Genomic DNA, 26,980 nt, shown 5'->3' on the forward strand with positions numbered 1-26,980 from the left:
TCGCGCGAGCCGATCGATCAGGAGAGCCAGCGACAGTGAATGCGGATACCCCCGGACAGAGCGCACCATCACAGCACTTCCAGGAGCCGCAGGGGCCGGCAGCCGTCGTGGTCCTCGCGGCTGGTGCCGGGACGCGCATGAAGTCCCGGACGCCCAAGATCCTCCATCTCCTCGGCGGCCGCTCGATGGTCACCCATGCGCTCGACGCCGCGCGGGGCCTCGCCCCGGGCCGGCTCGCCGTCGTCGTGCGTCACGAACGCGACCGAGTGGCCGAGCACATCGTGGACCACGACCCGGCCGCCGTCATTGTGGACCAGGACGAGATTCCGGGGACGGGCCGCGCCGTCGAGGTCGCCCTTGAGGCCCTCGACGCCGATGCCTCGGGCGGCAGGGTCAGCGGGACCGTCGTCGTGACCTACGGCGACGTTCCCCTGCTCACCACCGCGCTCCTGAAGGATCTCGTTGCCGAGCATGAGGCGGGCGGAAACGCCGCCACGGTGCTGACCGCGGTGCTCGACGACGCGACCGGCTACGGCCGCATCCTCCGCGACGAAGACGGCACGGTCGCCGGGATCCGCGAGCACAAGGATGCGACCGACGAGGAACGTACCATCCGCGAAGTCAACTCCGGGATCTACGCGTTCGACGCGGATGTGCTGCGCGACGCGCTCAAGCAGGTCACGACCGACAATGCCCAGGGCGAGAAGTACCTCACAGACGTCCTCGCGATCGCCCGCGGAGCCGGCGGGAAGGTGTCGGCTCTCGCGACGACCGACCGCTGGCAGGTCGAGGGCGCCAACGACCGGATCCAGCTCCAGGCACTCGCCGCCGAGCACAACCGCCGCACGGTCGAGGCGTGGATGCGGGCGGGCGTCACGGTGATCGACCCAGCGACCACGTGGATCGACTCGACGGTGACGCTCGCGGAGGACGTCACGGTCAAGCCGAACACCCAGCTCCACGGCGCCACCGCCGTTGAGCGCGACGCGGTCGTCGGCCCCGATACGACCCTCACGGACTGCACGGTCGGCGAGGGCGCGACGGTCAAGCGCACTGACGGGACGAAGGCCGAGATCGGCGCCGGCGCGACGGTCGGACCGTTCACCTACCTGCGCCCGGGCACCAAGCTCGGGGCCGAGGGCAAGATCGGCGCGTTCTACGAGACGAAGAACGCGGTGATCGGACGCGGCGCCAAGCTCTCGCACCTCGGGTACGCGGGCGACGCCGAGATCGGCGAGGGCGCCAACATCGGCTGCGGGAACATCACCGCCAACTACGACGGCGTCAACAAGCACCGAACGCAAATTGGCGCCCACGTGCGAACGGGCTCCAACACCGTGTTCGTGGCCCCAGTGACGGTGGGCGACGGTGCCTACACGGCCGCCGGCGCGATCGTTCGCAAGGACGTGCCTGCTGGGGCCTTGGCGCTCACGGTCGCCCCGCAGCGCAACGCCGAGGGCTGGACCGAGGCGAACCGCGCGGGCTCGCCCTCTGCAGCGGCAGCTGCAGAACACCGGGCCCGGGCGGCACAGACCTCCCCCGCAACCCCCACGGCTTCCTCCGCAACCCCCACCGAGAAAGAAGAGGGCAAGTAGATGTCCGAGATCACGGCCCACGGCGAGAAGCGACTGGTGCTCGCCTCCGGGCGAGCGCACCCTGAGCTCGCCCAGGAGATCGCCAAGGAGCTCGGCACCGAGCTGCTGCCAACCTCGGCCTACGACTTCGCCAACGGCGAGACGTACGTCCGCTTCGAGGACAGCGTCCGCGGCACCGACGCGTTCGTGATCCAAGCGCACCCCGCGCCGATCAACAACTGGATCATGGAGCAGCTCATCATGATCGATTCGCTCAAGCGCGCGAGCGCCAAGCGGATCACGGTCGTGTCCCCGTTCTACCCCTACGCCCGGCAGGACAAGAAGCACCGCGGACGCGAGCCCATCTCAGCGCGGCTCATGGCGGACCTCTACAAGACCGCAGGCGCGGACCGGCTCATGAGCGTGGACCTGCACACCGCGCAGATCCAGGGCTTCTTCGACGGCCCGGTGGACCACCTCATGGCGATCCCGCTGCTGGCCGACTACGTGCGGACGCGGGTCGACCTCAACAAGGTCACCGTCGTCTCGCCGGACACGGGCCGCGTGCGGGTGGCTGAGCAGTGGGCCGATCGCCTCGGCGGCGCGCCGCTCGCGTTCGTCCACAAGTCGCGGGACGTCAACGTGCCGAACTCGGCTGTCTCCAAGACCGTGGTGGGCCAGATCGAGGACCGCGACTGCGTGCTCATCGACGACATGATCGACACGGGCGGCACCATCTCGGGCGCTGTCTCTGTGCTCAAGAACGCAGGCGCCCGTTCCGTGATCATCGCCGCGACCCATGCCGTGTTCTCGGATCCGGCCACGCAGCGGCTCGCTGAGTCAGGTGCCCGCGAAGTCGTCGTCACCAACACGCTTCCGATCCCCGCGGAGAAGCGCTTCGAGTCGCTCACGGTCCTCTCGATCGCGCCGCTCATCGCGCGCGCGATCCACGAGGTCTTCGACGATGGCTCGGTCACGAGCCTCTTCGACGGCCGCAGCTAGAACGCTGCGGGCGGCAGAACCAGCACGACGGCGCGTGCCCGCCTCAGGTGGGCACGCGCCGTCGTGCGTCACCACCTCTGATACGATGGATGGCGAACCTTGGCGAGGGAGCGCCCGCAGTTCGTGCCAATGACTGCGGACGCCTCCGTTATCGACTGGGTCTGACAACTCCTTCGCAGCGCTCCAGCAGCCGGTCGGTGGAGGTCGTGCAGACCTCGCGCCAATGCACCGATACGAAGGAGACACCATGAGCGAGAAGCTCGCAGCAGAAGTCCGCACCGAGTTCGGCAAGGGCTACGCCCGCCGCACGCGCGTTGCCGGCAAGATCCCGGCCGTCATCTACGGGCACGGCGCCGATCCGATCCACGTGGCTCTCCCGGCTCGCGCGACGACGCTTGCCCTGCGTGTCGCCAACGCGCTCCTCACGCTCGACATCGCGGGCGAGGAGCACCTTGCGATTGTCAAGGACATCCAGCGCAACGCCGTGCGCCAGGAGATCGAGCATCTGGACCTCCTGACCGTCAAGCGCGGCGAGAAGGTCACCGTCGACGTCCCCGTCCACCTCACGGGTGAGGTCGCCGCGGGCGCCGTTGCGAACCAGGAGGCCATGACCGTCTCCATCGAGGCCGAGGCCACGCACCTGCCTACCGCGCTCGAGGTGAGCATCGAGGGCCGCGAGGCAGGGCAGCACGTCCACGCCTCCGACATCGAGCTCCCGAAGGGCTCCATCCTCCTGAGCGACCCCGAGACCCTCGTGGTCAACGTCTCCGAGCCGGTTGCCGAGGAGCCCGAGGCAGAGGCCGCCGAGGCTTCCACCGAGGCCCCCGCCGAGGCTCCTGCCGCAGAGTAATCCCCGCCGCAGAGTAGGCTCAGACGTCGAAGGACGTGAGGCGGCCCGCCCCACCGGGGTGGGCCGCCTCTTCTCTGCGTTCCCTGCCTTCCCCGCCCGACGCCCCACCTGACTGAGGAGTGCATCCATGACCGAGACGTGGCTCATCGTGGGCCTGGGCAATCCGGGACCCGAGTACAGCGGCAACCGCCATAACGTCGGCCAAATGGTCCTCGACGAGCTGGCGTCCCGAATGGGAGCCAGGTTCGCCGCGCACAAGGGTGCACGCGCCGTCGTGCTCGAGGGTCGGCTCTGGGTCGGTGGGCCCCGTGCCGTGCTCGCCAAGCCGCTCACCTACATGAACGTCTCGGGCGGGCCGACGTCATCGCTGGCGAAGTACTACGGGGTCGACCCCGCGCACGTCGTCGCTGTGCATGACGAGCTCGACATCCCGTTCAACACGGTCAGGCTCAAGCTGGGCGGGGGAGAGGGCGGCCACAATGGCCTCCGGGACATCTCCAAAGCCCTCGGCACCAAGGACTACCTTCGCGTGCGGGCCGGGGTGGGCCGACCGCCCGGCCGGATGGACGCCGCGGACTTCGTGCTCCGCGACTTCTCGGCCGCGGAGAAGAAGGACCTCCCCTTCCTTCTCGACGAGTCGGCCGACGCCGTCGAGGCGCTCGTGCGCGACGGCCTCGCCGCGGCGCAGCAGAAGTTCCATCCGGCCAAGGCGTAGTTGGCGCCCAGAATGTGACGTCGGCTCCTGCCCGGGCCCGTGGGACCGCGGTATCGTGTCCCCAGCAACGTTCCGAAGGAACGTACCGACGCATGGGGGCGAAGGTCATAGATGGGGATTCGATTGGGGCTGTCCGGGGACAGCCAGATCATCCACGACGCGCAGGCACGCCTCAGCGACAGGCTGGCGTGGGCCCGCGTAGTCCGTGCGAAGGAGATCGCCACGGCCGAACAGGCCTTGGCTGATCCGTCGACGTACGGCGTCGTGGTCACCGGCGACGCGAGCTTCGGCAAGTCGGCGGTGGCCTCTGTGCTGCTCAACGACCTCGAGGCAGTCGCCTACACCGTGCGCCTGCGGAGCACAATCATGGGCACCGAGACACCGTACGGGGCGCTCAACGTGCTCCTCGCGCGGCTCCCCGAAGACGCCCAGGACGATCCGGGCACGATCATGCGCGGGATCCTGCAGCTGCTCGCCTCGGATGCGCGCGGCCGCGAGGCGGTCATGTCGCTCGAGACCTCCCACAACCTCGACGAGCTGAGCACGGCGACGCTCGTGAACGTCATGGTCACCGGCACCGCGAAGCTCGTGATCGTCGCCGATCGGGCGAGCGAACTGCCCACCGACTTCCACTGGATGCTCTCCGAGGAGCGCTTGCGGGAAGTGCCTTTGGCTGCACTTGATCCCGAGGACACGCTGACTGGCGTGCGCGAGCTCCTCGGGGCGCTCGTGCCGCAGACGGTCGCGCTCCAGCTTCACGGCCTCTCGCGCGGCAATCCGCAAGTACTGCTGTTGACGGTCTCCGAGCTCCTCCAGCGGGGCGCGCTGACGGTGGCCGACGGCGTGTGGACGCTTCCGCCCGACACTGACACGAGCGGGATCCGGCAGCTCGACGACCTCGTGAGGGCCCGCTTCCAGCGTCATCCCGCGCAGATCCAGGAGATCATCGAGGCGCTCGCGTGCGCCCGGCGCATCCCGCTCGTGCGGCTCGCGTCCACGTTCCGGGGCGAGGACCTCGCCCAGATGGAACGCGACGGGCTCCTCGCCATCGATGAGGGAGGCCGCCAGTCTGTCTCCCTCGCCGACGCGCTCATGGGCGACGTCGTGCGCGGCTGGCTCTCGGTGCCGCGGCGGCGCGAGCTGCGCGCCCTCCTCATGGCTGACGGTGAGCCGCCGCTCGACACCATCACGAACCTCGAGCTGCTCGGACTCGCGGCGTGGGCCCGTGAGTGCCACGCGCTGCTGCCCACGGGCCACGCTATCGCGGCGGCGGCCGAGTCGCTGCGCCTCTATGACGCGAAGTTCGCCCTCGAATGCCTCGACGGGGTCGAGCGGGACCCGAGCACATGGCCCACCGTCCAACGGCTGAGGGCCAGGGCGTTCCTCGTGCTCCAGCTGCCCCGGCAGTCGCTCGCTTGCCTCGATCAGGTGTCCGCGGCCGAACTGGACGCCGAGGGACCAGTCGAGATGGCCACGTTCGTGGCGATCAGAGCCGAGGCCCTGCGCTGGGTCCCGGAAGGTGCCCGGGCGACGCGGGACCTCCTCGCGGACGCGCGCGGTGAGCTCCTCATTCGTGCCGGGACGGGCGCCTCATCGGACGCGGAGAACGCCAGAGCCGCCGCACTGTTGGACCTCGCCGAGTTCGAGTACTGGGCCTTCCTCGGAGAGTTCGGGCGCATCGTGGGCCGCCTCGAGGCGACCGTGGCGGATCCCAACCCTGTCGACGAGGAGACTCGCCTCATGGCCGCCTCCATACTCATGGAGGCCCGCACCGTACTCGGACGGGAGCAGGAAGGCCTTGCCCTCCTGCACGAGCTCACCGCGCAGATCAATCTGGGCAGCGGGCCGCTGCGGATGCGCCGGGCGTTCGCGACGAGGGCTTTCGACGTGCTCCTCCTCAACGGACACTGGCGCCAGGCCCTCGCCCTGCTCAAGGCCGCGCCGCAGTGGTCGCCCCACTACCTGAGTACGTCTGGGGCATCGGTCGAGCTGGCCGTGGGGCTGGCCTACGTCTACGCGGGCCGAGGGCACGAGGCGATCGGCTCGCTCCTGTCAGCGACCGCACTGTTCGAGCGGACGCCGGCGAGCAGATGGCTCGGCCTCGCGTGCGCAGCCACAGCCTTCGCCTATGCCCAGCAGGGTGATACGCCCTCGGCACGGAAATGGCTCAGCAGGCTCGAGGACTGTGAACCTGCCGCCGGGTATCGCACCGCGTCCTACATCGACTTCTGCTCCGCGATGGCCAGGCGGTGGATCGGCGAGCCACACGCTGCCGCGATGCTCGTCGAGTCCGCGCGTGAGGACATTGCCCACGGCCGCTGGAACCCGGCCGGAATCAAGCTCGTGGGGGCCACCGTGGAGGGCAGCGAGGACGACCTGCGCCTGCTTGAGGACGTCTGCGCCCATCGTCAAGGCCCGCTCGCCGAGATCGGTGAACGCCTCGCCCGCGGCACACGGACCGGAAGCCTCGATGACCTCGCTGCGGCCGCAGATCTTGCAGCCAGCCTCGAGCTCGATGCCCTCGAATCGCGCTGCGCGGCGGTGGCCTTAGACGTGGCCCACGAAATCAACGAGGTCGTGGTGGCCCGATTCATGCAGGCACGCCTCGACACCCTCGCCGGTCGTGTCGTCATCCTGCCGGTCGTGCCCAGCCGGGCCCCGCGGGTACTCACGCAGCGGGAACGAGAGGTCGCCGCCCTTGCGGCGATGGGCGAGTCGAACAGGCGCATCGCGGAGGACCTCGGACTCTCGGTGCGCACGGTTGAGGGCCACCTCTACCAGGTGTTCAGCAAGCTCGCCGTCTCCACCCGCACCGAACTGGCGGAGTTCCTGTGACCATTGGCGACTGGGACCGCCCGTGAACGAGGAGCCTCCCGGGCCGCACGTGCTCCCTACCACCGCGCGCGTCGTCGAGCTCGTCCAGCGGCCAGGAACGGCTGCTGTGCTCGTCCTCGGCGAGATGGGCGCGGGCAAGTCCGCGGTGCTCGACGGCGCGGCGAGGCTCCTCGACGGCGCGATGGAACTTCTCCGCCTCCACGGCAGCCCCTCGCTCGCGAAGGTGCCCTACGGCGTGCTCGCGCCCTTCCTTGGCGCACTTCCCCCCGAGGGGGCCGGATCGCGCGTCGAGGTGCTACGGGCGTTCTGGCGCGCCGTCGAAGCCCTCCGGCGGGATCGCAGAAGAGACCTCCTGCTCGTGATCGACGATGCACACGAGCTCGACCCCGCGTCGAGCGAGGTGGTCGCCGAGCTCGTTTCGGCCCGATGGACCAAGGCATTCGTCGCGGCGCCCAGCGGTGCAGCGCTGCCCCGGCCGCTCATGGAGCTGTGGCTCGACGGCGGAGTCGAACGCGTGGACCTCGCTCCGCTGAGCGTCGACCAGGTCCGGGAGTTCATCGAGTCTGCCCTGGGCGGCCGCGTCCTGGCCTCGGTGCCGCGGCTCTTCTGGCAGGCATCGGAGGGCAATCCACTGGTGCTGGGCAGACTCGTCGATGAGGCCCGACGAGCCGGATCCCTCGCGCTGCGCGGGCAGACCTGGGTCATCACCGGCGAACTCCCGCATCAGGGCGTTGGACTGGTCGGCCTCGCACGGGCGCAGCTCGCGCGCCTGACGGCGGCCGAGCGGGAAGCACTGAGCCTGATTGTCGTTGCCGAGCCGGCACCGCTCGAATTGATCGAACGCGAATACGGCGCAGAGACCATCCAGCGTCTTGTCGCGACCCGCCTCGTTCGTCCGCCCGAGGGGCCCGATGGAGTGCTCCGCCTGCGGCATCCCGTGTATGGCAACGCCCTCCTCTCGCTCATCCCGCGCACCACGTCGCTCGAGCTGAGGCAGCATGCGACCGAGTACGTGGCCCACCAGACGTCGACGGCGGAGGGCCTGCTGCGGGCCACCACCTGGGCTCTGGACTGCGGCTTCACGATGGAGGACGCAACGCTCTTGGCCGCCGCCCAACTGGGGCTTCGCCTCTATGAGACCTCGCTCGCCGTGCGGGCTGCCCGCGCCGTCGGGGATCCCGAGCTGCGTCCGGCCGCCGATGAGGTGCTCGGCCAGGTCGCCTACAGTCGGGGCGAGTACGCTGAGGCCGCTGCGCTGCTGAGGCCGAGCGGAGGCCTCGACGGCAGGACCCACGCCTGCCTCACGGGAGGTCTCGTGTGGATCTTCGCCCGCACCGCGTTGGGCCACTCGGCTGGGGCCATCCGCGACGACGTCGACCGACTGGAGGATGGAGAGGTCAGGGAGGTCCTCGGCCTCGTGCTCGATTCACTCGTGGGTGACTCCGCCCGGGTCGCCGAGCGTCTGGCCCGGAGGCAGGCCGCACGTGCGCACGACGCTCGCGCGGACGACCTGGCAGAGATCGTCGTCCAGTCTGTCCGGGCTGAGCTCCTCGTCGGCGCGGGCCACCCAATACAGGCGCTCGCTGCCGTGCGAGGCCGGCTCACCCGGGCCGTGGAGGGCAACATCGTGACGCCGTTCGTCCAGTCCTTCGCGACGGCACGGCTGCTCATCGCAGATCTCACTGCAGGGCAGTGGGACGCGGCCGACGCCGACGTCCAGCGATTCCTCATCGCCTCCAACGCCGGTCTGGTTGCAGACGGCGCCGCCGCTGAGACGGCGCGGGGCCTGAGCCTGCTGCGCAGAGGCATGTTCCGCGATGCCCTCGCCACGCTCACTCCGGCCGTCGACGCGCTGCGGGGACGCGATCCCCAGCATGTCGTCGGCCTCGCGGCGTCGACCGCTGCCTACGCAGGTGTGCGACTCGGGGAGTACGACGTCGCGCGCGGGCTCCTCATCGACGTTGAGAATCCCGCGAATCCCGGGGTTTCCCTTCTCCGGCCCTTGGTCGACCTCTTCGCCGCGGCCGCGAGAGCCGGGCTCGCCGGACCGGGCGCACCGCCGGTCGCCGAGGCTGGCCGGGACCTCGAGGCAGTGCTGGAGAGGATGTCCGGCAGGGGTCGGCTCGACCTTGAGATCCAGGGCGAGATCCTCTGGCTCGAAGCCGGGCACCGTAGCCGGCTCGACCGGCTGCGGGACGTCGCGGAGAGGATCGAGGGGGCGTGGGCTGCGTCGGCTGCCCGCATGGCCTCGGCGCTCATCGACGGCTCCCCAGCGACGCTGCTTGAAGCAGCGGAGTCCCTCTTTGCGGCCGGTGCGGTGTGGAACTCACGGGAGTGCTTTGCGGATGCCTCGCGCGCCCTCGACAGGATGTTGCGCCGCACCGACGCGCGCGAGGCCTGGGCGAGGAAGACGGACTGCGACGCCATCCTGGGGGACGAGGGCCCGGCGCTCGCCCCGCCGGAGGTGAAGCGCCTCACCCGCAGGGAACGCGAGGTCGTGGCCTTTGCCGTGTCCGGACTCAGCGACCGGGAGATCGCTCAGCGGCTCACGGTATCGGTGAGAACGGTGGAGGGGCACCTCTACAGGGCCTATGCGAAGCTCGATGTGACGAGCCGCGAACAGCTCACGTCTGCCGTGGGCAGGACACGCCGGAGCGCACACTCGGCGCGCGCAATCGAGTACACCTCGAACGGGACCAAGTACTCTGTCTCCGACGGGGTACCGAAATACGAGTAGCGGCTACGCATGTGGCACTAAAGGCCCAGTGCCACAGTTGAGATGTGGCCGGAGCCGACAAGACTCGTGGCCTCGTCGCCCCAAGGACTGGGTCGGCGGCGTCGGAACCTCCCCGAGACCAAGGTTCCTCCCCCCAGCCGCCGCCGACCCGACCTTGGGTCCCCTACCGGAGAATGGACCCCTGAGAGTCCTCCGGCGCTGCCTGCCCTCCCGGCGTGGAACAATAGATTCCGGCACGTCTTCGTGCCGTAATTCAGGTAGTCTGCGAAAGCAGCTTCGTTCCACCCCGAAGGAGCCCATCCCGTGGCCCTGGTCAAGACGCCGCCGACCCTCGTGCCCTCCCCAGCCGCGCTGGATGATGCCGAGGTGGAGCGCATCCGCAACGACTTCCCCGTGCTGGACCAGACGATCCACGGCCACCCGCTGGTCTACCTGGACTCGGGCGCCACGAGCCAGCACCCCCGGAGCGTGCTCGAGGCCGAGCAGGACTTCTACGAGCAGCGCAACGCCGCCGTGCACCGCGGAGCCCACGAGCTAGCTGTGAGGGCTACCGACGCGTACGAGGATGCGCGCGTTGCCGTGGCGCGGTTCGTGGGAGCGGCCCCGGACGAGATCGTCTGGACCTCCAATGCCACGGAGGCAATCAACCTCGTCGCCTACGCACTCGGCAACGCCTCCGCGTGGGCCGAACGTGGCCGCGGCGGAGCCGGGATGCGGGAGCTCGCCGTCGGGCCCGGCGACGAGATCGTCGTCACTGAGCTTGAGCACCATGCGAATCTCATCCCGTGGCAGGAACTCGCCTTCCGGACAGGCGCGACGCTGAGGTGGATCCCCGTCGACGACGCTGGCCGGCTCCGGATGGAAGAGGCCGAGAAGATCATCGGGCCCCGGACGAGAGTGGTCGCGTTCGCGCATGCGTCCAACGTGCTCGGCTCCGTCGCGCCCGTCGAGGAGCTCGTCGGGCTCGCCCGCCGCGTCGGCGCACTCACGGTCCTGGACGCGTGCCAGTCCGCGCCGCACATGCCCCTCGACCTCGCCGGACTCGGGGTCGACTTCGCGGCCTTCTCTGGCCACAAGATGCTCGCGCCCACCGGCATCGGCGCGCTCTACGGGCGCCGCGAGCTGCTCGACGCGCTTCCGCCCGTGCTCGTCGGAGGATCGATGATCACGACCGTGACCATGGAGCGGGCCGAGTATCTCCCGGCACCGCAGCGATTCGAGGCGGGCACCCAGCGCATCTCCCAGGCCGTGGCCTTCGCTGCGGCAGTCGACTACCTGAACCACGTGGGCATGGACCGCATCCACGCGTGGGAGGCGGGGCTGGGCGCGCGCCTCGCCGAAGGCATCGCCGCGATTCCCGGCGTGCGGCTCCTGGGCCCGGCTCCCGGTGCGGAATGGCACGGCTCCGGCCGGATCGGTCTGGCAGCCTTCAACGTCGAGGGGGTACACGCGCACGACGTCGGGCAGTACCTCGACAGCGCGGGCATCGCCGTGCGCGTGGGCCACCACTGCGCCCAGCCGCTCCATCGGCGCCTCGGTCTGACCGCGTCGACCCGTGCGAGCGCTTACCTGTACACGACCACGGCGGAGGTCGAGGCCTTCCTCGGCGCCCTCGCCGAGGTCCGAGCCTATTTCGGAGTGGCCCGATGAGCCTTGATTCCCTGTACCAGCAGCTGATCCTCGAGCACGCCAAGGCCAAGCACGGCAGCGGCCTCGCGTGGAAACCGGGGGCCGAGCCGCTCCCTGCCGGGACGGGCCAGTCGCACCAGCTCAACCCGGTGTGCGGCGACGAAGTGACGGTCCGTGTTGAGGTGAGCGGCGGCGTCGTGAGCTCGGTGCGTTGGGACGGAGCAGGCTGCTCGATCTCGATGGCGTCCGCGTCGGTGCTGCACGACATGGCCGAGGGGCTCACGGTGGCCGAGTTCGGCGAGCTCGTCGGGGCCTTCCGCGAGATGCTGCGCTCTCGCGGCACCATCGAGGCCGATCCTGAAGTCCTCGGCGATGCCGCGGCCTTCTCTGGCGTGTCCCGCTATGCGGCACGGGTCAAGTGCGCCATGATTGCCTGGGTTGCCGCCGAGGACGCCGCGCGCCAGGCAGCATAGACACCCGGACTCGGTCAAAAGTCTCTATTCGAGGGCCGGGCCTCTGACGTACGCTAAGCCCTGATTTGGGCGGACGAGCTGTTGCCGCCTGGGCTGTGGGGTGACTTGGCATGCAGAGAGATACCGCTGCATCGATGACCTTCGTCCACGCTGACGATGCACCGGCTGGATCAGCGGAACGCCAGGCCGATCGGCTTACGTGGGCGATGCTCGTCCGTCAGGAGGAACTCGCGCACGCGGTCCACGCATTCAGGGACCCGGCCTCACTGGGGGCGGTCGTGACCGGCCCGCCCGGCGTGGGGAAGTCATTCCTTGCGAGCGCGGTCCTCTCTGCCCTCGGCGCCGGGGTGTACCCACTGCGGATCCGGACCCCTTCCGTGCCGTCGGATGTGCACTTCGCGTCCCTGGGGCCCCTTCTCGCCCGTCTCCCGAGAGGTCTGGCCGACTCGCCCACCAAGCTCTTGGTCGCCGTCCAGGAGATCCTCCGTGGGGATGCCGGCGGGCTGCCGGTCGTCCTCGTCGTCGAGTTCGGCGCCCCGCTGGATGAAGGCACCGTCGGAGTGCTCCTCCACCTTCTCCACGGAGGGATGGCGAGGCTGCTCGCGATCGCCCCGCGCACCACCGACCTGCCGGCCGACTTCCTGCGTCTCGTCCGCGACGGCAGGCTCAGCGAGGTCGCCCTGCGCGGCATCAGCATCCGCGAGACCCGAAAGCTCGTCTCCGCCCTCATGGGTGGGCGCGTTTCAGCCTCGGCGGTGGTCGAAGTCCATCAGGCCTGCGGAGGCAATCCCTCGACGGTCCAGGGCATCGTGCGGCGCGAGCATGCGTCCGGCAATCTCCATCGGAGAGGAGCGGTCTGGACCCTCGACGGTCCGGTCGAGGGTGAGGTCGGCGCGGGAACGGATGAGATCATCCGTGCGCGCTGGGCGCGCGAGCCCCAGGATGTCCGTGAGGTGATTGAGCATCTCGCAGCGGCCCGGCGAATCCCGATTTCAGGGCTCGCCGGGCTTTTTGGTACCGAGGTCCTGGTTGACATGGAGGAGCGGCACCTCCTGGCCGTCGACGGGAGCCCGCGCCGGTGCGCGTACCTCCGGGAACCGCGGATGGCCGAGCTCGTGCGGGGGCGGCTTGGGCCCGACCGCCACCGGGAGCTCGCGTCGCTCGCGACGCGCAGCGGCGCCCCCGAGGAGGACGGGCTGGACGCGGAAGATCTCATCTCGTACGTCGAGTGGGCCTTCGCGAGCGGGGGATCCGTGGGCCCGGACCTTCTGACCCGTGCGGCACATGCCGCGATGGGACTCTTTGAACCGCAGCGGGCACTGGATCTCTTGGACCGCGGCGGGAGGCCGACTGGTCCTGCGGCCGTCGGGGAGACCCTCGCGAGGGCCGACGCGCTCTCGATCCTCGAACGGAGGGAGGAGGCGCTCGCGGTCATCACGCACCTGCCGCCGGCCGCGCTCGACGGGGTCGGAGCGGTCGAGCGCGCGCGCGTCGCGGCCACGGAAAGCGAGCTGCTCACGTGGCTCCCCGAGCACGGCGACCCCCTCGGCCCACTCCGCACAGAACGGGCAGCGCTCGCGGCCGAGAGCCACGCGGGCCGGCACGTCCTGCGAGACGCGGCGGAGGTCCTCGACCTCGCCGAGTTCCGCGCCCACGCGTTCCGGGGCGAGTTCGTCCCGGTCCTCGACACGCTTGAGGAGGCCGCGCTGCGGGCAGACGCGAGCGAGGGGTTCCGCCATGAGACTTCGCTCCTGCTCGCCCTCGCGTGGGCGGCCTGCGGACGGGAGCTGGATGCGGCCGCGCTCCTTGCCGCGGTCGAGTCGAGGGCGGCCCAGTGCTGCGAGGATGACTCCTTCATCTCCGCTGCCTGCTTCGTCTGGATTGTCAATGGCGACTGGAAGCGGTGCCTTGAGCGGCTCGAGACCTACATGGAGCGCGGTGGGCGGCGGCTCAGACTGCGCGGAGGTCTCCTCGAGCTCTGGGTGGGCCTCTCGCTCGTCATGGCGGGGCAGGGAGGACCTGCCCTCGAGCCGCTCCTGAACGCGCTGGCCCAACTCGAGGAATTCCCCGCCGCCAATGCGGAGCGGGCCGCGTCGGCTGCGACGGCGCTCGCGTACGCCCAGATCGGGGACTCGGGCGAGGCCGCGCTGTACCTCGAGAGGGCGGCTGCCGCGGCCGGGCATACCCCGTGGCGGCTCGAGTTCTTCGCCGATTTCTGCGAGCTCCTGGCCCGTCGCTGGCTCGGGGAGGGCGCGGCCACCGAGCGGCTTCTCGCCCACGCGGCCCTCGACGAGGAGGCGGGGCGTGTCGCAGCGGCCGGATTGAGGGTCTTCGCGGCGTCCGTGCCCGGCACCGATAGCGAGTTCCTGTGGATCGAAAGGCTCGGGCAGCAGCGGCAGGGACCTCTCGCGCACCTCATGACGTCGGTGGCCGCCGCATCCCGCTGCCGTGAAGCCGAGGCGCTGCTCGCGGCGGCCGAGGAGGCGCACGCGATGAGCCTCGACAGCGTCGAGGCCCGATGCGCCGCTCTCGCGCTCGATGCTGCGCGCGACCACGGCGACGCAGGGGCCGCAGGCCGCGCCCAGACCAGGCTCGACCGCCTCACCCGGATCCTCCCGGTCCTTCCCCTCGTCCCGCAGGTGCCCGCGCCAGTGCTGACGAGCCGCGAGCGCCAGATCGCGGACATGGCCGCATCGGGGTCGTCGAACCGGGATATCGCGGAGGCGATCGGCGTCTCGGTGCGCACCGTCGAGGGGCACCTCTACCAGGTGTTCATGAAGCTCGGGGTGTCCTCGCGCAGCGGCCTCGAGGGGCTGGTCTGAGGTGCGGGGAGGGCCTGAGGCTATGGGGGATCGGGGGTGACGGGGCAGGCGGAGCTCCGACGGGAGACTGCGGCCGCAGGTGGGCCCACACGTCAGGGGATCGCGTCCGCGGCCGCGGACCTGCTGCGCCGCGAGGGCCCGACCGCGGTGTTCATCGTCGGCGAGCTGGGATCAGGACGGTCGCATCTGCTCTACGCGATCCTGGCGGAGCTCGCGGGCGAAGTCACGCCGTTCCGCCTCTCGACGGGTCACAGTCTCCGCGACATCCCGTACGCCGCCCTCCTGGCGCGCCTCCCTCAGCTCACGGTCGACGACGTGCAGGACCGCGTCGGGGTCCTGCGCGCCCTGTGGTCCGAGCTGCGCCGCACGACGGGGGAGACCGGCCAGCCCATCCTCGTGGTCGTCGACGACGCCCAGGACCTCGACGACGGATCGGCAGGCCTCATCGCGGAGGCGGTCGCGTCGTCGTGGGTACGGCTCCTCGCTGCAGGGACGGCGAGAAGCGGCCTCCCCGGCGACCTGCTCGAGATGTGGCATGACGGGATCGCTGAACGGATCGAGCTCCCGCCGCTGAGCCTTGCGGAAGCCAAAGGCCTCGTGGAAGGACGCCTCGGCGGCCGGCTGTCCGCCACCGCGGCCCGCGTGCTGCACAGCATCGCCGGCGGGAATCCGCTGCACCTCGTCTCCCTCCTGGACGAGGCGCTCGAGGGGAAGACGCTCGTGCGTCAGGACGGCCTCTGGCTCCTGACCGCACCCTTCCGCAGCCGCGGCGAAGCCCTCGCGGAATATGTGCGCAGCGGGATGGAGGCCCTCACGTCTGCGGAGCGCGAGGCGGTCATGCTGGTAGCGCTCACTGAGCCGCTGCCCAGGGCAGCCGCACGCGCCCTCATCATGCGCGACGTGCTCGACCGCCTCCTGGAACTCGGCTGGCTCACCGAGACGGCGGGGGACGGGCTGCGTGTGCGGTCGAGACTCGAGGGCGATGCCGTGCGCCGGATGACGACGGCGACCCGCCGCCTCCACCTCTACCGGCGTGCCGAGGCCGCCGGCGACGACCTCCGGCAGCCCGCCAACGAACTCAGGCTCCTCGAACTGGCGCTCGGAACCGGCACGGTGCTGCCCGCAGCCGAGCTGCTCGCCCGCGCCTCGACGGCCGTGCGCCGCTTCGACAGCGAGCTCGGACTCAGGGCGGCGGCCATGATCGACGGCGACGCTGAGCGCTCCCTCGTCCGGGGCGTCGTCGCCCGAGCCCACCTCAATCTCGGGAGCCCGGAAGCGGCGCTCGCCGCCGTTGCCCGCGGCCCAGCAGATCCCAGCGATGCGGCCGATGTGCTCGCTGGCTCCCTCGTGAAGTTCATGGTGCGGCTCGCCCTCGGCGACCTCGAGCGCGTGGAGGAGGACGCCGTCGCGCTTGAGAAGGCGGCGGCGAACGTCTCGCATGGCGACGCCCGGGTGATCGGGCCAGGAGCCAAGGAGGCCGTCCTGCGGCGCGCGCGGCTCCTGCGGGCGCTCGCCTCGGCGGAGCGTGCTGACTTCGGCGCGGTCGCCGCCGCGCTTGAAGAGGACGGACGGTCGGCCCGTGCCTCTGCGGCGCCTGAGATCGAGAAGTACCTCTGGATCCTCCTCGACTCGGAGGTCCAGCTCGCGGCGGGGCGTTACGAGAAGGCCGCACACTCGGCGGGCGTCGTGCTAGCAGGCAGAGTCATGGACGAGGAGCACTTCCCCCTCGCCGAGCACGGATTGGTGCGGTACCTGGCCGGGGCAGTGCTGGCGGGTGATTGGGAGGACATCGACGGTGTCCTTGGCTCCTCTGAGCGGGGACACCTGCGCCCGGTCGTGGTGTACGGGCCTTGCCTGGACTGCGCGCGCTCGTATGTCCTCCTGCGCCAGGGGCGGGCCGAGGAGGCCGACGCCGTCCTTGCCGACGTCGTGCAGAACCTCGAGCTCCTCGATCCGCTCCGGCTGCGGGGCCTCGCGTGGTCGTTCGCTGCGTGGTCCGCAGCGGCGATTGCGCACCCCGATGTAGCACGCGCCCGACTGGCCCGCGCCGAGCAGACAGCCGGCGTGGGCAGCGCAGCGATGCGCCACCTCGCTGCGATGCACCGTGCGGGCGCCCTCGAGATGCTCGACGCCGGGACCGGGCTTCCACTCCTGGCGGCCATGGCCGAGGAGGACCATGCGGCCTCTCGCCCGGGCTGGGAACTCGTGGCCCGCATCATCGGATTCGAACTCGGGGCCTCGGACGACGACGGGCGGGGCGCCGGGCTTGCCGCCGAGGCCGAGGGGTCCTGGGCACGTGCCTGGGCTGCCTGGGCCAGCGCCCAGACGGCCGAGGGTCCTGATGGACCCGCAGGTGCCGCGAACCCCGGATCTGGTGGCGCGGCCGAAGGCTACCTGGCTGCGGGAGAGCTCTTCCGCAGCCTCGGCATGCTCCGGCGTGCCCGGGCCGCCTTCGCGCGGGCAGCCGCATGCTCCGACTCCGCCGGGGACCGTGCCGCCGCGCGTCGCGCCGCGGCCGCCGCGGGCACCTGTGAGGGCCTGCCCGGATCGGGAGAGGCGGGCGAGCGGGAGGAGGCCGTCCTTGCCTCGCTGCGCCTGAGCCGCCGCGAGCAGGACGTCGTCGACCTTGCCCTCGATGGCCTGAGCGACCGGCAGATCGCGGACAGGCTCCACCTGTCCGTGCGGACCGTTGAGGGCCACCTCCACCGCAGCTACGCGAAGCTGGGCATCCGCAGCCGCGAGGAGCTACGCGCCGCCGTGCTCGGCTGAACGGGCGCCGCTACGGCGGCCTTTCCGCCGCCCTGCCGCGGGCTTCATGGCGACCTCCCCACCAGCGACCCGAGTAGTCGCCTGCCTCGGTGCGCACGTACGTGGATCGGGACACGTAGGGGAAAGGTGCCTGCCTGCGTACCCGCCAAGGGTTCGCCCGTGGGAAGCCTTCTCCAGCTCGGGTACCCACTACTGGTGACCCCCACAGGGCGCTCGCGCTGTACTGGTGGAGGTGAAGGGCCCGGGTTCGGTCGGGCCGCCATGGGGAAGCCGAGGAGCGTGTCATGTCCGTTGGCGCCGAGCAGCATCCAGCAGCACGCACGGCCGCGTTCCGCGGCGGCATGAGGGTCTTGTCCGACCTGCATGGCCGGTCCCAGACCCGGATCGCCCGGTCCCTGCGGGCGCAGGCGTGGCCACGGCGATACGCAGGCTACCTCCGCGTCGCGGATGCCCTCGTGGTCCTCGCCGCCGCGGCGAGCGGGATCGCGTTCATCGACGGCACCCCGCGATCCGTCGCCTCGATGGCGGTGCTGGCAGCCGTCTGGCCGGTCGCGCTGGGCGTCTACGGGAGCCGCGACCACTCGGTCCTGGGGATCGGCGTCGAGGAGTACCGTCGGCTTGTCGCTGCGAGCGTGCACCTGTTCGCGGCGGTCGCGATCGGCGTCGTGATCCTTGACGGCTCGCTTCCGGCACGCGTCTTCGTGGCGGTCTTCGGCGCTGGAATCATGGGGCTCCTGGCCATGCGCTGGACCAGTCGCCGCTGGCTCAATCGGCGGCGGCAGGAGGGGCTGTACCTCACGCCGGCCGTCGTGGTGGGGGAGCCCGAGGACGTCCGCTACGTGGTTCGCCGGATCGCCGCGAGCGAGGGCGCGCCGTACGACGTCCTCGGTGCGATCCTCCCGGGCGGCCGACGTGGGCAGTCCCTCGCGGTGGACGATGAGCGGCTGCCGGTCCTGAGCTCGACGGACGACGTCGTCCGGACGGTCGCGCTCAAGAGGGCCGGTGCGGTGATCATCGCCGGCCCGGTCCCGGGTGGCAGCCAGTACCTGCGCGAGCTCGGCTGGAACCTCGAGGCGCATGACGCCGAGCTCGTCCTCGCGTCGTCCCTCACCAACGTTGCGGGTCCCCGCATCCACTGGCGGCCCGTTCAGGGGCTGCCCCTCATGGAAGTCGACCTCCCGCACTACTCAGGTGCCAAGCATGTGGTCAAGCGGGCCATGGACCTGGTCCTCGCCGCGGCCGCGCTCGTGGTCCTCGCGCCGGTCCTCGGCGTGCTGGCGCTCATCGTGCGGCTTGACTCGCCCGGGCCCGTCTTCTTCCGGCAGGAGCGGATCGGCAAGGGCGGTGAGCCGTTCGCCATGCTCAAGTTCCGCTCGATGGTGCGGGACGCCGAGGCAGGGCTGAGCGTCCTCGCCTCGCTGAACGAGGGTGCGGGCGTCCTGTTCAAGGTCAAGGACGATCCCCGCATCACCCGCTGCGGACGATGGATGCGTCGTTTCTCGCTCGACGAACTCCCGCAGTTCATCAATGTCCTCAAAGGCCAGATGAGCCTGGTCGGACCGAGGCCACCACTTGCGAAGGAGGTCGGCGAGTATGAGCGGTACACGCGCCGTCGGATGCTCATCAAGCCCGGCATCACGGGACTCTGGCAGATCAGCGGACGTTCCGACCTCCCGTGGGACGACGCCGTCCGGCTGGACCTCTACTACGTGGAGAACTGGTCGATCACGGGTGACCTCATGATCCTCTGGCGGACGCTCCGCGCCGTCTTCTCGAGCACCGGCGCCTACTGACGCCGGGCCCGCCCACTCGTCACGCACCCAAGGAAGAAGGGCCACCAGGTGGATTCCCAGAACTCCATCGTCCAACTCAAGGACCGCACCCCGCGGCCGCTCGGCGTCGCCGTTGTCGGCGCCGGGTACTGGGGGCCGAATCTGGCCCGGAACTTCGCCACGGCCCCGGACTGGGACCTCAAGGCCATCTGTGATCTCGACACCGAACGGGCCGCGGTGCTCGCGGCCCGGTTCAGGGTTCCGGCCGTGGGTTCGCTCGACGAGGCGCTCGACACCTTCGAGATCGACGCCGTCGCGATCGCGACTCCGGCACGTACCCACCACGGGATCGCGCTCACGGCGCTCGGCGCCGGCAAGCATGTGCTTGTCGAGAAGCCGCTCGCCGACCACTGGGACAGGGGCGTCGACATGGTGACAGCCGCCGAGTCGCGCGGGCTCGTCCTCATGGCCGACCACACATACTGCTACACCCCGGCCGTGCAGAAGATGCGCGAGGTGCTCCACGACGGCGATCTCGGCGAGGTCCTCTACATCGACTCCGTGCGCATCAACCTCGGCCTCGTCCAGCCGGACGTCGACGTCTTCTGGGATCTCGCGCCCCATGATCTGGCCATCCTGGACTACATCCTCCCCGAGGGGCTCGCCCCGGAAACGATCTCCGCCCACGGCGCGGATCCCCTCGGCACCGGCCGGGATTGCGTCGGCCATTTGTCCTTCGACCTTCCGCTGGGAGGCATGGCCCACATCCACGTCAACTGGCTCAGCCCGACCAAGATCCGCCAGATGGTGGTGGGAGGGACCAAGCGGACTCTCGTCTGGGATGACCTCAACCCGCAGCAGCGGCTCAGTGTGTACGACCGAGGCGTCCAGCTGCCTCCCCGCGGCGCACGGCGCGCCCTGGACCGCCGGGACGTCGCGATCTCGTACCGCCTCGGCGACACATGGTCGCCCGCCCTTCCCGAACGGGAGGCACTGGGCAGCATGGTGGCCGAGTTCGCGACGGCCATCCGGGACGCCCGCCCGTCGGTAACGAGCGGAGCGTCGGCGCTCCGCGTGCTCGGGGTCCTCGACGCGACGACGCGGAGCCTCCAGCTCGGAGGCGCCCAGGCCGCAGTCGCCGAGCCGCCCGTCGCGATCGCGACAGGCGGGTATGGACAGGAAACCGCAGGGGAGATCGGGATGAGCAGGGGGGCCGAGGCGTGAGCGTGCTGGCAGGGGCGTGCGCCCTCGTGACGGGCGGGGCAGGGACCATCGGATCGACGGTCGTCGACCAGCTGCTCGACGCCGGCGTCGACCACGTGGACGTTCTGGACAATCTCACGCGGGGTCGGCTCGCGAACCTCGACCATGCGCTCGCGACGGGTCGGGTGCGCCTCATCGACGGCGACCTCCGCAACCGCGACGTGGTCCACGATGCGACGGTAGGCAAGGACCTCGTGTTCCACGAGGCCGCGATCCGCATCACCCAGTGTGCCGAGCAACCTCGGCTCGCGCTCGAAGTGCTCGTCGACGGGACGTTCTCCGTCCTCGAAGCGGCAGCGCAGCACGGGGTGGACAAGGTGGTCCTCGCTTCGAGTGCGTCGGTGTACGGGGCAGCGGATGACTTCCCCACGGCGGAGCGCCACCACCACCACAACAACGACACGTTCTACGGCGCGGCAAAGAGCTTCAATGAGGGGATGGCGCGCAGCTTCCGCGCGATGCACGGGCTCGACTACGTGGCCCTGAGGTACTTCAACGTGTACGGGCCACGGATGGACGTCCACGGGCTCTACACCGAGGTGCTCGTCCGCTGGATGGAGCGCATCGCGGACGGGCGCCCACCGCTCGTCTATGGCAACGGCGAGCAGACGATGGACTTCGTCTACACCGCCGACGTCGCGCGGGCGAACATCCTCGCGGCCGAATCCTCGGTGCGGGAGGGCGTGTACAACGTTGCCAGCGGTTCGGAGACGAGCCTCCTCGCGCTCGCCGTAGCACTCCTGGAGGCCATGGACTCGAAGCTCTCGGTCGAGTTCGGTCCCGAGCGGACCGTCAACGCCGTGGCCCGTCGGCTCGCCGACACGACGGCCGCGGCGCGGGATCTCGGCTTCCGCGCGGAGATGCCGCTCGGGCTGGGGCTCCGCCGCCTGGTGTCGTGGTGGTCGCCGCTGCGCGAGCAGATCGCGGCCGCTCGGGTGGTGGCGGCGTCATGAACCAGCAGGTGGAGCCCAGCGTGGAGCCCAGCACGGAGACGGGCGGCCGTCCCTCCGAAAACGGCGGGCGCATCAACGTCATGAAGCCGTGGGTGGGGGCGGAGGAGGCCCGCGCGGTCGCCGACGTGATCGCTTCCGGGTGGCTCGCGCAGGGGCCCCAGGTGGCGAAATTCGAGGACGCGTTCGCCGCGTCCCAGGGTGTGCGGCATGCCGTCGCGACGTCGAGCTGCACGACGGCGCTCCATCTTGCCCTGCTCGTCGCCGGGGTGCGAGCAGGGCAGGAGGTTGTCGTGCCGTCGCTGTCCTTCATCGCGACGGCGAATGCGCCGCGGTACGTGGGCGCGGACCCGGTCTTCGCGGATGTCGACCCCGTGACGGGGAACGTCACCGCCGAGACCGTGTCCGAGGTGCTGGGCCCACGGACCGCGGCCGTCGTCGTCGTCGATCAGGGCGGCCTGCCAGCCGACCTCGCACCCCTGCTGGCGGTGTGCCGCTCCCGGGGGATCCCACTCGTCGAGGACGCGGCCTGCGCCGCCGGGTCGACCTACCGCGGGCGACCCGTCGGGGCGGGTGCCGATATCGCGGCGTGGTCGTTCCACCCGCGCAAGCTCCTGACCACGGGCGAGGGCGGAATGCTCACGACCTCCAACGCCGAGTGGGTCGAGCGGGCACGACGTCTTCGGCAGCACTCGGCGAGCGTCTCCGCGGCCGAACGGCACGAGGCCGTGCGGGCCCCCGCCGAGCAGTACCTCGAGCTCGGATTCAACTACCGGATGACGGATGTGCAGGCAGCGATCGGTCTCGTCCAGCTGGGGCGCCTGCCCGAGATGGTGGCGCGGCGTCGCGAGCTGGCCGCGGCCTACCGCGCCGCGCTCGACGACCTCCCCGGCTTTCGCCTCGTCGAAGACCCTCTCGACGGGACCACGAACTACCAGTCCCTGTGGGCCGAGATCGGCGACGAGTTCTACCTGGACCGGGACCGGCTGCTCGATGCGCTCGCCGCGGAGGGCATCTCGGCGCGGCCCGGGATCATGGCCGCGCACCTCGAGCCGGCGTTCGTCGGGACGGCGCGCGTCCCTCTGCCCGTCACCGAGCGGCTCACCCGGAGCACGATCATCTTGCCGCTGTACCACGAGCTGGGCCTCGATGGGGTGCAGCGCGTCGCCGCGGCCATCCACCGGGCGTCGGCTGCCGTTGGCTCGTCCAGTGCGCGCTCAGGGGCCAGACATGGCTGAGCTGCTCCTCGTCGCCGCGAGCGGTCTGGCCCGCGAAGTGATGGCCCTCGTCCGCGCGAGCGACGACTTCGACGTCCTCGGCATCCTCGACGACGATCCGCTCCGCACGGGCAGCGTCCTGGACGGCGCACATGTCCTTGGCCCCCTCGCCGAGGTGCGCAGGCACCCGGGCGCCCGCGTCGTCGTGTGCGTGGGAAGCGGAGTGGTGCGCGCGGACATCGTGCGCAGGCTCGGGGCGATGGGTTTCCCTCCCGGCAGGTACGCCACCATCATGCATCCGAGCGTCCAGGTGCCCGAGGGGTGCAGCGTGGGGGAGGGGAGCATCCTGCTGGCGAACGTCGTCCTGACGGCCGCAGTGACCGTGGGGCGGCACGTCGTCGTGATGCCGGGCGCGGTGCTCACGCACGGAGACTTTGTGGACGACTACGCGACGTTCGCTGCGGGTGCAGCGCTCGGGGGGTCCGTCGTCGTCGGCCGGGCGGCCTATCTCGGGATGAACAGCAGCGTCCGGCAGCGCACCCGCGTCGGAGCGCGCGCGGTGATCGGGATGGGCGCGGCCGTGATCTCCGACATTCCCGACGGCCAGACGTGGGTTGGCGTCCCCGCCCGGCGGATGTCCCAGAGCCCGGACGACGCCCCCGAGGAGGAGTCATGACTGCGGAGGTACAGGCCAACCGCCTGCAGGCGCCCCCGCTGCCGGTGCCGTTCGTGGACCTCGCGGCGCAGCAGGCGGAGATCAGCGCGGACGTTGTCCCCGAGGTGCTGCGGGCCCTCGAGACGGGCGACTTCATCGGCGGGCCGCACGTCGCGGCATTCGAGGCGGAGTACGCCGAATTCGTCGGCACCCGCTCGTGCGTCGGGGTCGCGAACGGGACGGACGCGCTCGAGCTCGCGTTGCGCGCCGTCGGCGTCGGACCGGGCGGCGAGGTGATCCTGCCTGCGAACACCTTCGTTGCCACGGCCGAGGCGGTAGTTCGGGCCGGGGCGCGTCCGGTGCTGGTCGACGTCGACCCCGAGTCCCTCCTCATCGACACGAGCTTGGTGGGCCGGGCGGTGGGTCCTAAGACGCAGGCCATCGTCCCGGTCCACCTATATGGCCAGACTGCGCCCGTGGAGGAACTGGTGCCGATCGCGCTCGACGCCGGGGTAGCCGTGGTCGAGGACGCCGCCCAGGCGCAGGGCGCGCGCCGGTACGGCCGTGCCGCGGGGTCCCTCGGCGATATCGCCGCGACGAGCTTCTACCCGGGCAAGAATCTCGGCGCCGCGGGCGACGCTGGCGCTGTCACCACTGACGACTGCTCGCTCGCCGACCACGTGCGCCTTCTCGCGGCGCATGGGAGCCGGGTCAAGTACGTCCACGAGGTTGCCGGGTGGAACTCGCGGCTCGACGCCGTGCAGGCCGTGGTGCTGCGCGCCAAGCTTCGGCGCCTGGAGGTCTGGAACGCACGCCGCCGCGCGGCGGCTTCGCTCTACGGCTCGCTTCTCGAAGGGGTGCCCGGCCTAGTGGTGCCGCGTTCTCTGGACGGCAACGAGGACGTGTGGCACCTGTACGTGGTGAGGATCCTCGGGCCGGGGCGGCGCGAGCGGGTGCAGGCGGCGCTCGCCGCCGCAGGGATCGGTTCGGGCATCCACTATCCGACGCCCGTTCACCTCACCCCAGCCTTCCGATTCCTCGGCTACCGGGCCGGCAATTTCCCGGTAGCCGAGGCCGCCGCCGGGCAGATCCTTTCGCTGCCGATGTTCCCGCACATCACGCCGGAGCAGGTGGCGCGGGTCGCGGACGCGCTGCAGGGGGCGGTGGGGTGATGGGGAGGAGGGTGAGGTGGAAGCAGCGGAGGACGAGCGTCAGCGTTGGTTCCGGAGCCGTGTGGAGCGGGTTGAACACCATCGTCATGAAGGCCTCCAACATTGCGGTCACCGTGGTCGTAGTCCGGCTCGTCTCACCCCATGACTTCGGTGTCTTCACCGCCGCGCTTGTCGCCGGCACGATCGCAACGGCGATCTGCGAGCTCGGCGTCGCGTCCACCCTCATCCGCCGGGATCTAGACCTCGGCCGACTTGCGCCGACCGTCGTGGCGATCGCGTGGGTTTGGGCTGTCCTCCTCGCCGTGGTCATGGCCTCCGCCGCCGAACCCATCGGGATCGTTCTGGGGAGTTCCGAGGCCGCCGAGCCCATCCGGGTGCTCGCGCTGGGCGTTGCGCTTTCCGGATTCTCAGCGGTGCCTGGTTCATTGCTCGCTCGTGGATTCAAGCAAGGGTCGCTGTTCCTCGCGAGTGCTCTGGCCTTCGTTCCGTCCAGCGCGCTCCTGCTCTTCCTCGCGTCGGGCGGCGCCGGGGCGATGGCCTTCGCATGGTCGAAAGTCGTCGGCGGCCTGGTCTCGGCGACAGCGATGGCCATCTTCGCGAGGAGATGGTTCTGGCCGAGATTCGACCGTGTCGCCTTCGCTGAAGTCCTGAGGATTGGAATCCCCTTGGCAGGAGCGAATCTCATCGGCTACGTGCTGCTGAACGCCGATTTCGCCTTGGTTGGACACAGCCTCGGGCCCGCTCAGCTGGGGATCTACTCGGTCGCCTTCACCGTCTCGTCGCTGTCCGTCTCCGTGCTGTCCTCGGTGCTCAACTCAGTGGCGATGCCCGCGTTCTCCGAGCACGCGGGGGACCCGGCCGGGATACGTTCAAGCGTTGGGAAGTGGCTTCACGCGGTGTTTCTCATGGGGGCGCCGGTGTGTGGCCTCACCATGGCCTTCTCACATGAGATCATCTCAGTCCTCTACGGCACTTCCTGGGCTCCTGCCGCAGCCGTTGTCGGCATCCTCGCTCTCTATGGGATCCCCATGCTTGTCGAGCTCATGATGTCGAACCTTCTCGTCGCCCTGGGGAAGACAGGGACCGTCCTGCTGGTCCAAGGGGTGTGGCTGGTGGTACTGGGCCTCGCGATGGCCGTCGGGCTGCAGCTCGTTGGTCTCACGGGAGTCGCGTGGGCACACGTGGCGGTTCTGCTGGGCGTTGTCCTCCCGCTTCAAGTGGGACTGCTGACGAGGGCCTTGCCCCGGGTGCTCGCAGGCCTGTGGAAGCTTGCCATCCGCCCGATGGTCGCCACTGTTGCCGCCGCAGCGATCGGGACAGCCCTCGCGATTCCGATGCCTACCGACGCGTCGAGGCTGTTCGTGGGCGGTGCAGCCGCTGCTCTGGTCTACGCCGGCGGCCTCCGCCGCGAGTGGGCGGTGTACCTTCCCGCGCTGCGTCCCGGGCGCTCCGCCCTTCGAGAGGAAGCCTGATGCAGAAACTGAGAGCGCGTCCGCTGAACGGCCGACCCGTCGTCTCCGTGGTCATACCCTGCTACAACTACGGCGCATTCTTGCCGATGGCCGTCGACAGCGTGCTCGGTCAACCCGGAGTAGACGTAGAAGTCATCGTTGTGGACGACGCATCCTCGGATGGAAGCGGAGAGGTGGCTCGCTCCCTGGCACGACACCGGCGACAGGTGACGGCGGTGGTCCATGAAGTCAATATGGGCCACATCGCCACCTACAACGACGGATTGGCACGCTGCACCGGTGACTATGTCGCGCTCCTCTCCGCTGACGATCTGCTCGCACCCGGATCATTGGCCCGCGCAGGTGCCGTGTTCGAGAGATTCCCCGGGGTGGGCCTCGTGTACGGCCATGCCCCGTCCTTCGAACGGGAACCGCCCCGGATGAGCGGGCGCGGCCCTGTCACGTGGTCGGTCTGGGCCGGGCACGAGTGGACATGGCGGGTATGCGCCGGGGGCGTCAACGTCATCAGCAACCCCGAGGCTGTCGTGAGACGGGCCGTGATCGAGGCGATCGGAGGATACGAACGATTGCTGCCGCATACGGCCGACCTCCACTTCTGGCTGCGCGCCGCATCCGTCTCTGACGTGGCCAGGGTGAACGGACGGCATCAGGGCTACTACAGGATCCACGGCCAGAATATGCATTTCGAGTCTGATGATGTCCAGGACCTCATGGAGCGGTCTTCCATGTTCGAGTTCCTGTATGCGCCACGGAATCCCGGAACGTCCCGGGCGGCGGAACTCTACGCGGCTTCGCGCCGAGCGATCGCGTCCGAGGCCCTCCTCCGGGCCGCGCGGGAGTACGATCACGGTCGGGGACATGGCATCGTCGCTGGGCGCTTCTGCTCGCTCGCGGCCGATCAGGGAGTCGATCTGAGCGTCCTTCCCGCGTGGGAGGTCCTCCGGAAGGAGAAGAGGCGCACCGGTCTCGGCCCAGCTGGCCGCGTGCTCTCCCTCGCATCCCGCGCAGGACGCCGAGTGAAGTACCACGTTCAGTATGAGCGCTGGCGGCGTACAGGAGTGTGGTCCTCGTGA

The 26,980-nt window shown here is 70.2% G+C and carries 18 protein-coding genes; all 18 read left to right on the forward strand.

Features of this window, described 5'->3' with window-relative positions; genetic code table 11:
* Positions 1 to 35: 35 nt before the first annotated feature.
* The 18 genes from glmU to AB5L97_RS06585 all read left to right on the forward strand — a co-directional run bounded on the left by glmU (position 36) and on the right by AB5L97_RS06585 (position 26,980).
* Positions 36 to 1,595, forward strand: coding sequence for a bifunctional UDP-N-acetylglucosamine diphosphorylase/glucosamine-1-phosphate N-acetyltransferase GlmU (gene glmU / locus AB5L97_RS06500; protein ID WP_369046931.1), 1,560 nt, complete (start codon positions 36 to 38; stop codon positions 1,593 to 1,595).
* Positions 1,596 to 2,576 (forward strand): ribose-phosphate diphosphokinase, encoded by a 981-nt coding sequence (locus AB5L97_RS06505; RefSeq protein ID WP_307957211.1) that lies wholly within the window; start codon positions 1,596 to 1,598, stop codon positions 2,574 to 2,576.
* Between the two features lie 247 nt (positions 2,577 to 2,823).
* A complete protein-coding gene (locus AB5L97_RS06510; protein WP_307957212.1) occupies positions 2,824 to 3,426 on the forward strand; it encodes a 50S ribosomal protein L25/general stress protein Ctc in 603 nt (200 codons plus the stop codon).
* A gap of 127 nt (positions 3,427 to 3,553) precedes the next feature.
* Positions 3,554 to 4,141 (forward strand): aminoacyl-tRNA hydrolase, encoded by a 588-nt coding sequence (pth, locus tag AB5L97_RS06515; protein ID WP_307957213.1) that lies wholly within the window; start codon positions 3,554 to 3,556, stop codon positions 4,139 to 4,141.
* Between the two features lie 111 nt (positions 4,142 to 4,252).
* A complete protein-coding gene (locus tag AB5L97_RS06520) occupies positions 4,253 to 6,976 on the forward strand; it encodes a LuxR C-terminal-related transcriptional regulator (RefSeq protein ID WP_369046932.1) in 2,724 nt (907 codons plus the stop codon).
* A 22-nt stretch (positions 6,977 to 6,998) separates the two neighbouring features.
* Entirely contained in the window at positions 6,999 to 9,713 is a 2,715-nt protein-coding gene (locus AB5L97_RS06525) for a LuxR C-terminal-related transcriptional regulator (protein ID WP_369046933.1), read from the forward strand.
* Positions 9,714 to 10,016: 303 nt separating this feature from the next.
* Entirely contained in the window at positions 10,017 to 11,363 is a 1,347-nt protein-coding gene (locus AB5L97_RS06530) for an aminotransferase class V-fold PLP-dependent enzyme (protein ID WP_369046934.1), read from the forward strand.
* A complete protein-coding gene (gene sufU, locus AB5L97_RS06535; RefSeq protein WP_307957217.1) occupies positions 11,360 to 11,815 on the forward strand; it encodes a Fe-S cluster assembly sulfur transfer protein SufU in 456 nt (151 codons plus the stop codon). Before AB5L97_RS06530 ends, sufU begins: the two co-directional genes overlap by 4 nt.
* A gap of 110 nt (positions 11,816 to 11,925) precedes the next feature.
* On the forward strand, positions 11,926 to 14,637 hold the full coding sequence (locus tag AB5L97_RS06540; protein WP_369046935.1) for a helix-turn-helix transcriptional regulator: 2,712 nt from the start codon (positions 11,926 to 11,928) through the stop codon (positions 14,635 to 14,637).
* Between the two features lie 36 nt (positions 14,638 to 14,673).
* Entirely contained in the window at positions 14,674 to 17,406 is a 2,733-nt protein-coding gene (locus AB5L97_RS06545; RefSeq protein ID WP_369046936.1) for a helix-turn-helix transcriptional regulator, read from the forward strand.
* A 284-nt stretch (positions 17,407 to 17,690) separates the two neighbouring features.
* Positions 17,691 to 19,199, forward strand: a complete 1,509-nt coding sequence (locus tag AB5L97_RS06550; RefSeq protein ID WP_369046937.1) for a sugar transferase — start codon at positions 17,691 to 17,693, stop codon at positions 19,197 to 19,199.
* Positions 19,200 to 19,247: 48 nt separating this feature from the next.
* Entirely contained in the window at positions 19,248 to 20,402 is a 1,155-nt protein-coding gene (locus tag AB5L97_RS06555; protein WP_369046938.1) for a Gfo/Idh/MocA family protein, read from the forward strand.
* On the forward strand, positions 20,399 to 21,394 hold the full coding sequence (locus AB5L97_RS06560; RefSeq protein WP_369046939.1) for an NAD-dependent epimerase/dehydratase family protein: 996 nt from the start codon (positions 20,399 to 20,401) through the stop codon (positions 21,392 to 21,394). Before AB5L97_RS06555 ends, AB5L97_RS06560 begins: the two co-directional genes overlap by 4 nt.
* Positions 21,395 to 21,474: 80 nt before the next feature.
* Positions 21,475 to 22,629 (forward strand): DegT/DnrJ/EryC1/StrS family aminotransferase, encoded by a 1,155-nt coding sequence (locus tag AB5L97_RS06565; RefSeq protein WP_369047369.1) that lies wholly within the window; start codon positions 21,475 to 21,477, stop codon positions 22,627 to 22,629.
* The gene (locus AB5L97_RS06570; RefSeq protein ID WP_369046940.1) at positions 22,622 to 23,284 is read left to right on the forward strand and encodes a NeuD/PglB/VioB family sugar acetyltransferase; all 663 of its coding nucleotides are present in this window, start codon (positions 22,622 to 22,624) and stop codon (positions 23,282 to 23,284) included. Before AB5L97_RS06565 ends, AB5L97_RS06570 begins: the two co-directional genes overlap by 8 nt.
* On the forward strand, positions 23,281 to 24,435 hold the full coding sequence (locus tag AB5L97_RS06575) for a DegT/DnrJ/EryC1/StrS family aminotransferase (RefSeq protein ID WP_369046941.1): 1,155 nt from the start codon (positions 23,281 to 23,283) through the stop codon (positions 24,433 to 24,435). The genes AB5L97_RS06570 and AB5L97_RS06575 overlap by 4 nt, the downstream gene beginning before the upstream one ends.
* Entirely contained in the window at positions 24,435 to 25,907 is a 1,473-nt protein-coding gene (locus AB5L97_RS06580) for an oligosaccharide flippase family protein (RefSeq protein WP_307957225.1), read from the forward strand. The genes AB5L97_RS06575 and AB5L97_RS06580 overlap by 1 nt, the downstream gene beginning before the upstream one ends.
* Entirely contained in the window at positions 25,907 to 26,980 is a 1,074-nt protein-coding gene (locus tag AB5L97_RS06585) for a glycosyltransferase family 2 protein (RefSeq protein WP_369046942.1), read from the forward strand. Before AB5L97_RS06580 ends, AB5L97_RS06585 begins: the two co-directional genes overlap by 1 nt.

Origin of the sequence: Sinomonas sp. P10A9 (genome assembly GCF_041022165.1) — a bacterium.
GTDB classification, from domain to species: Bacteria; Actinomycetota; Actinomycetes; order Actinomycetales; family Micrococcaceae; genus Sinomonas; species Sinomonas puerhi.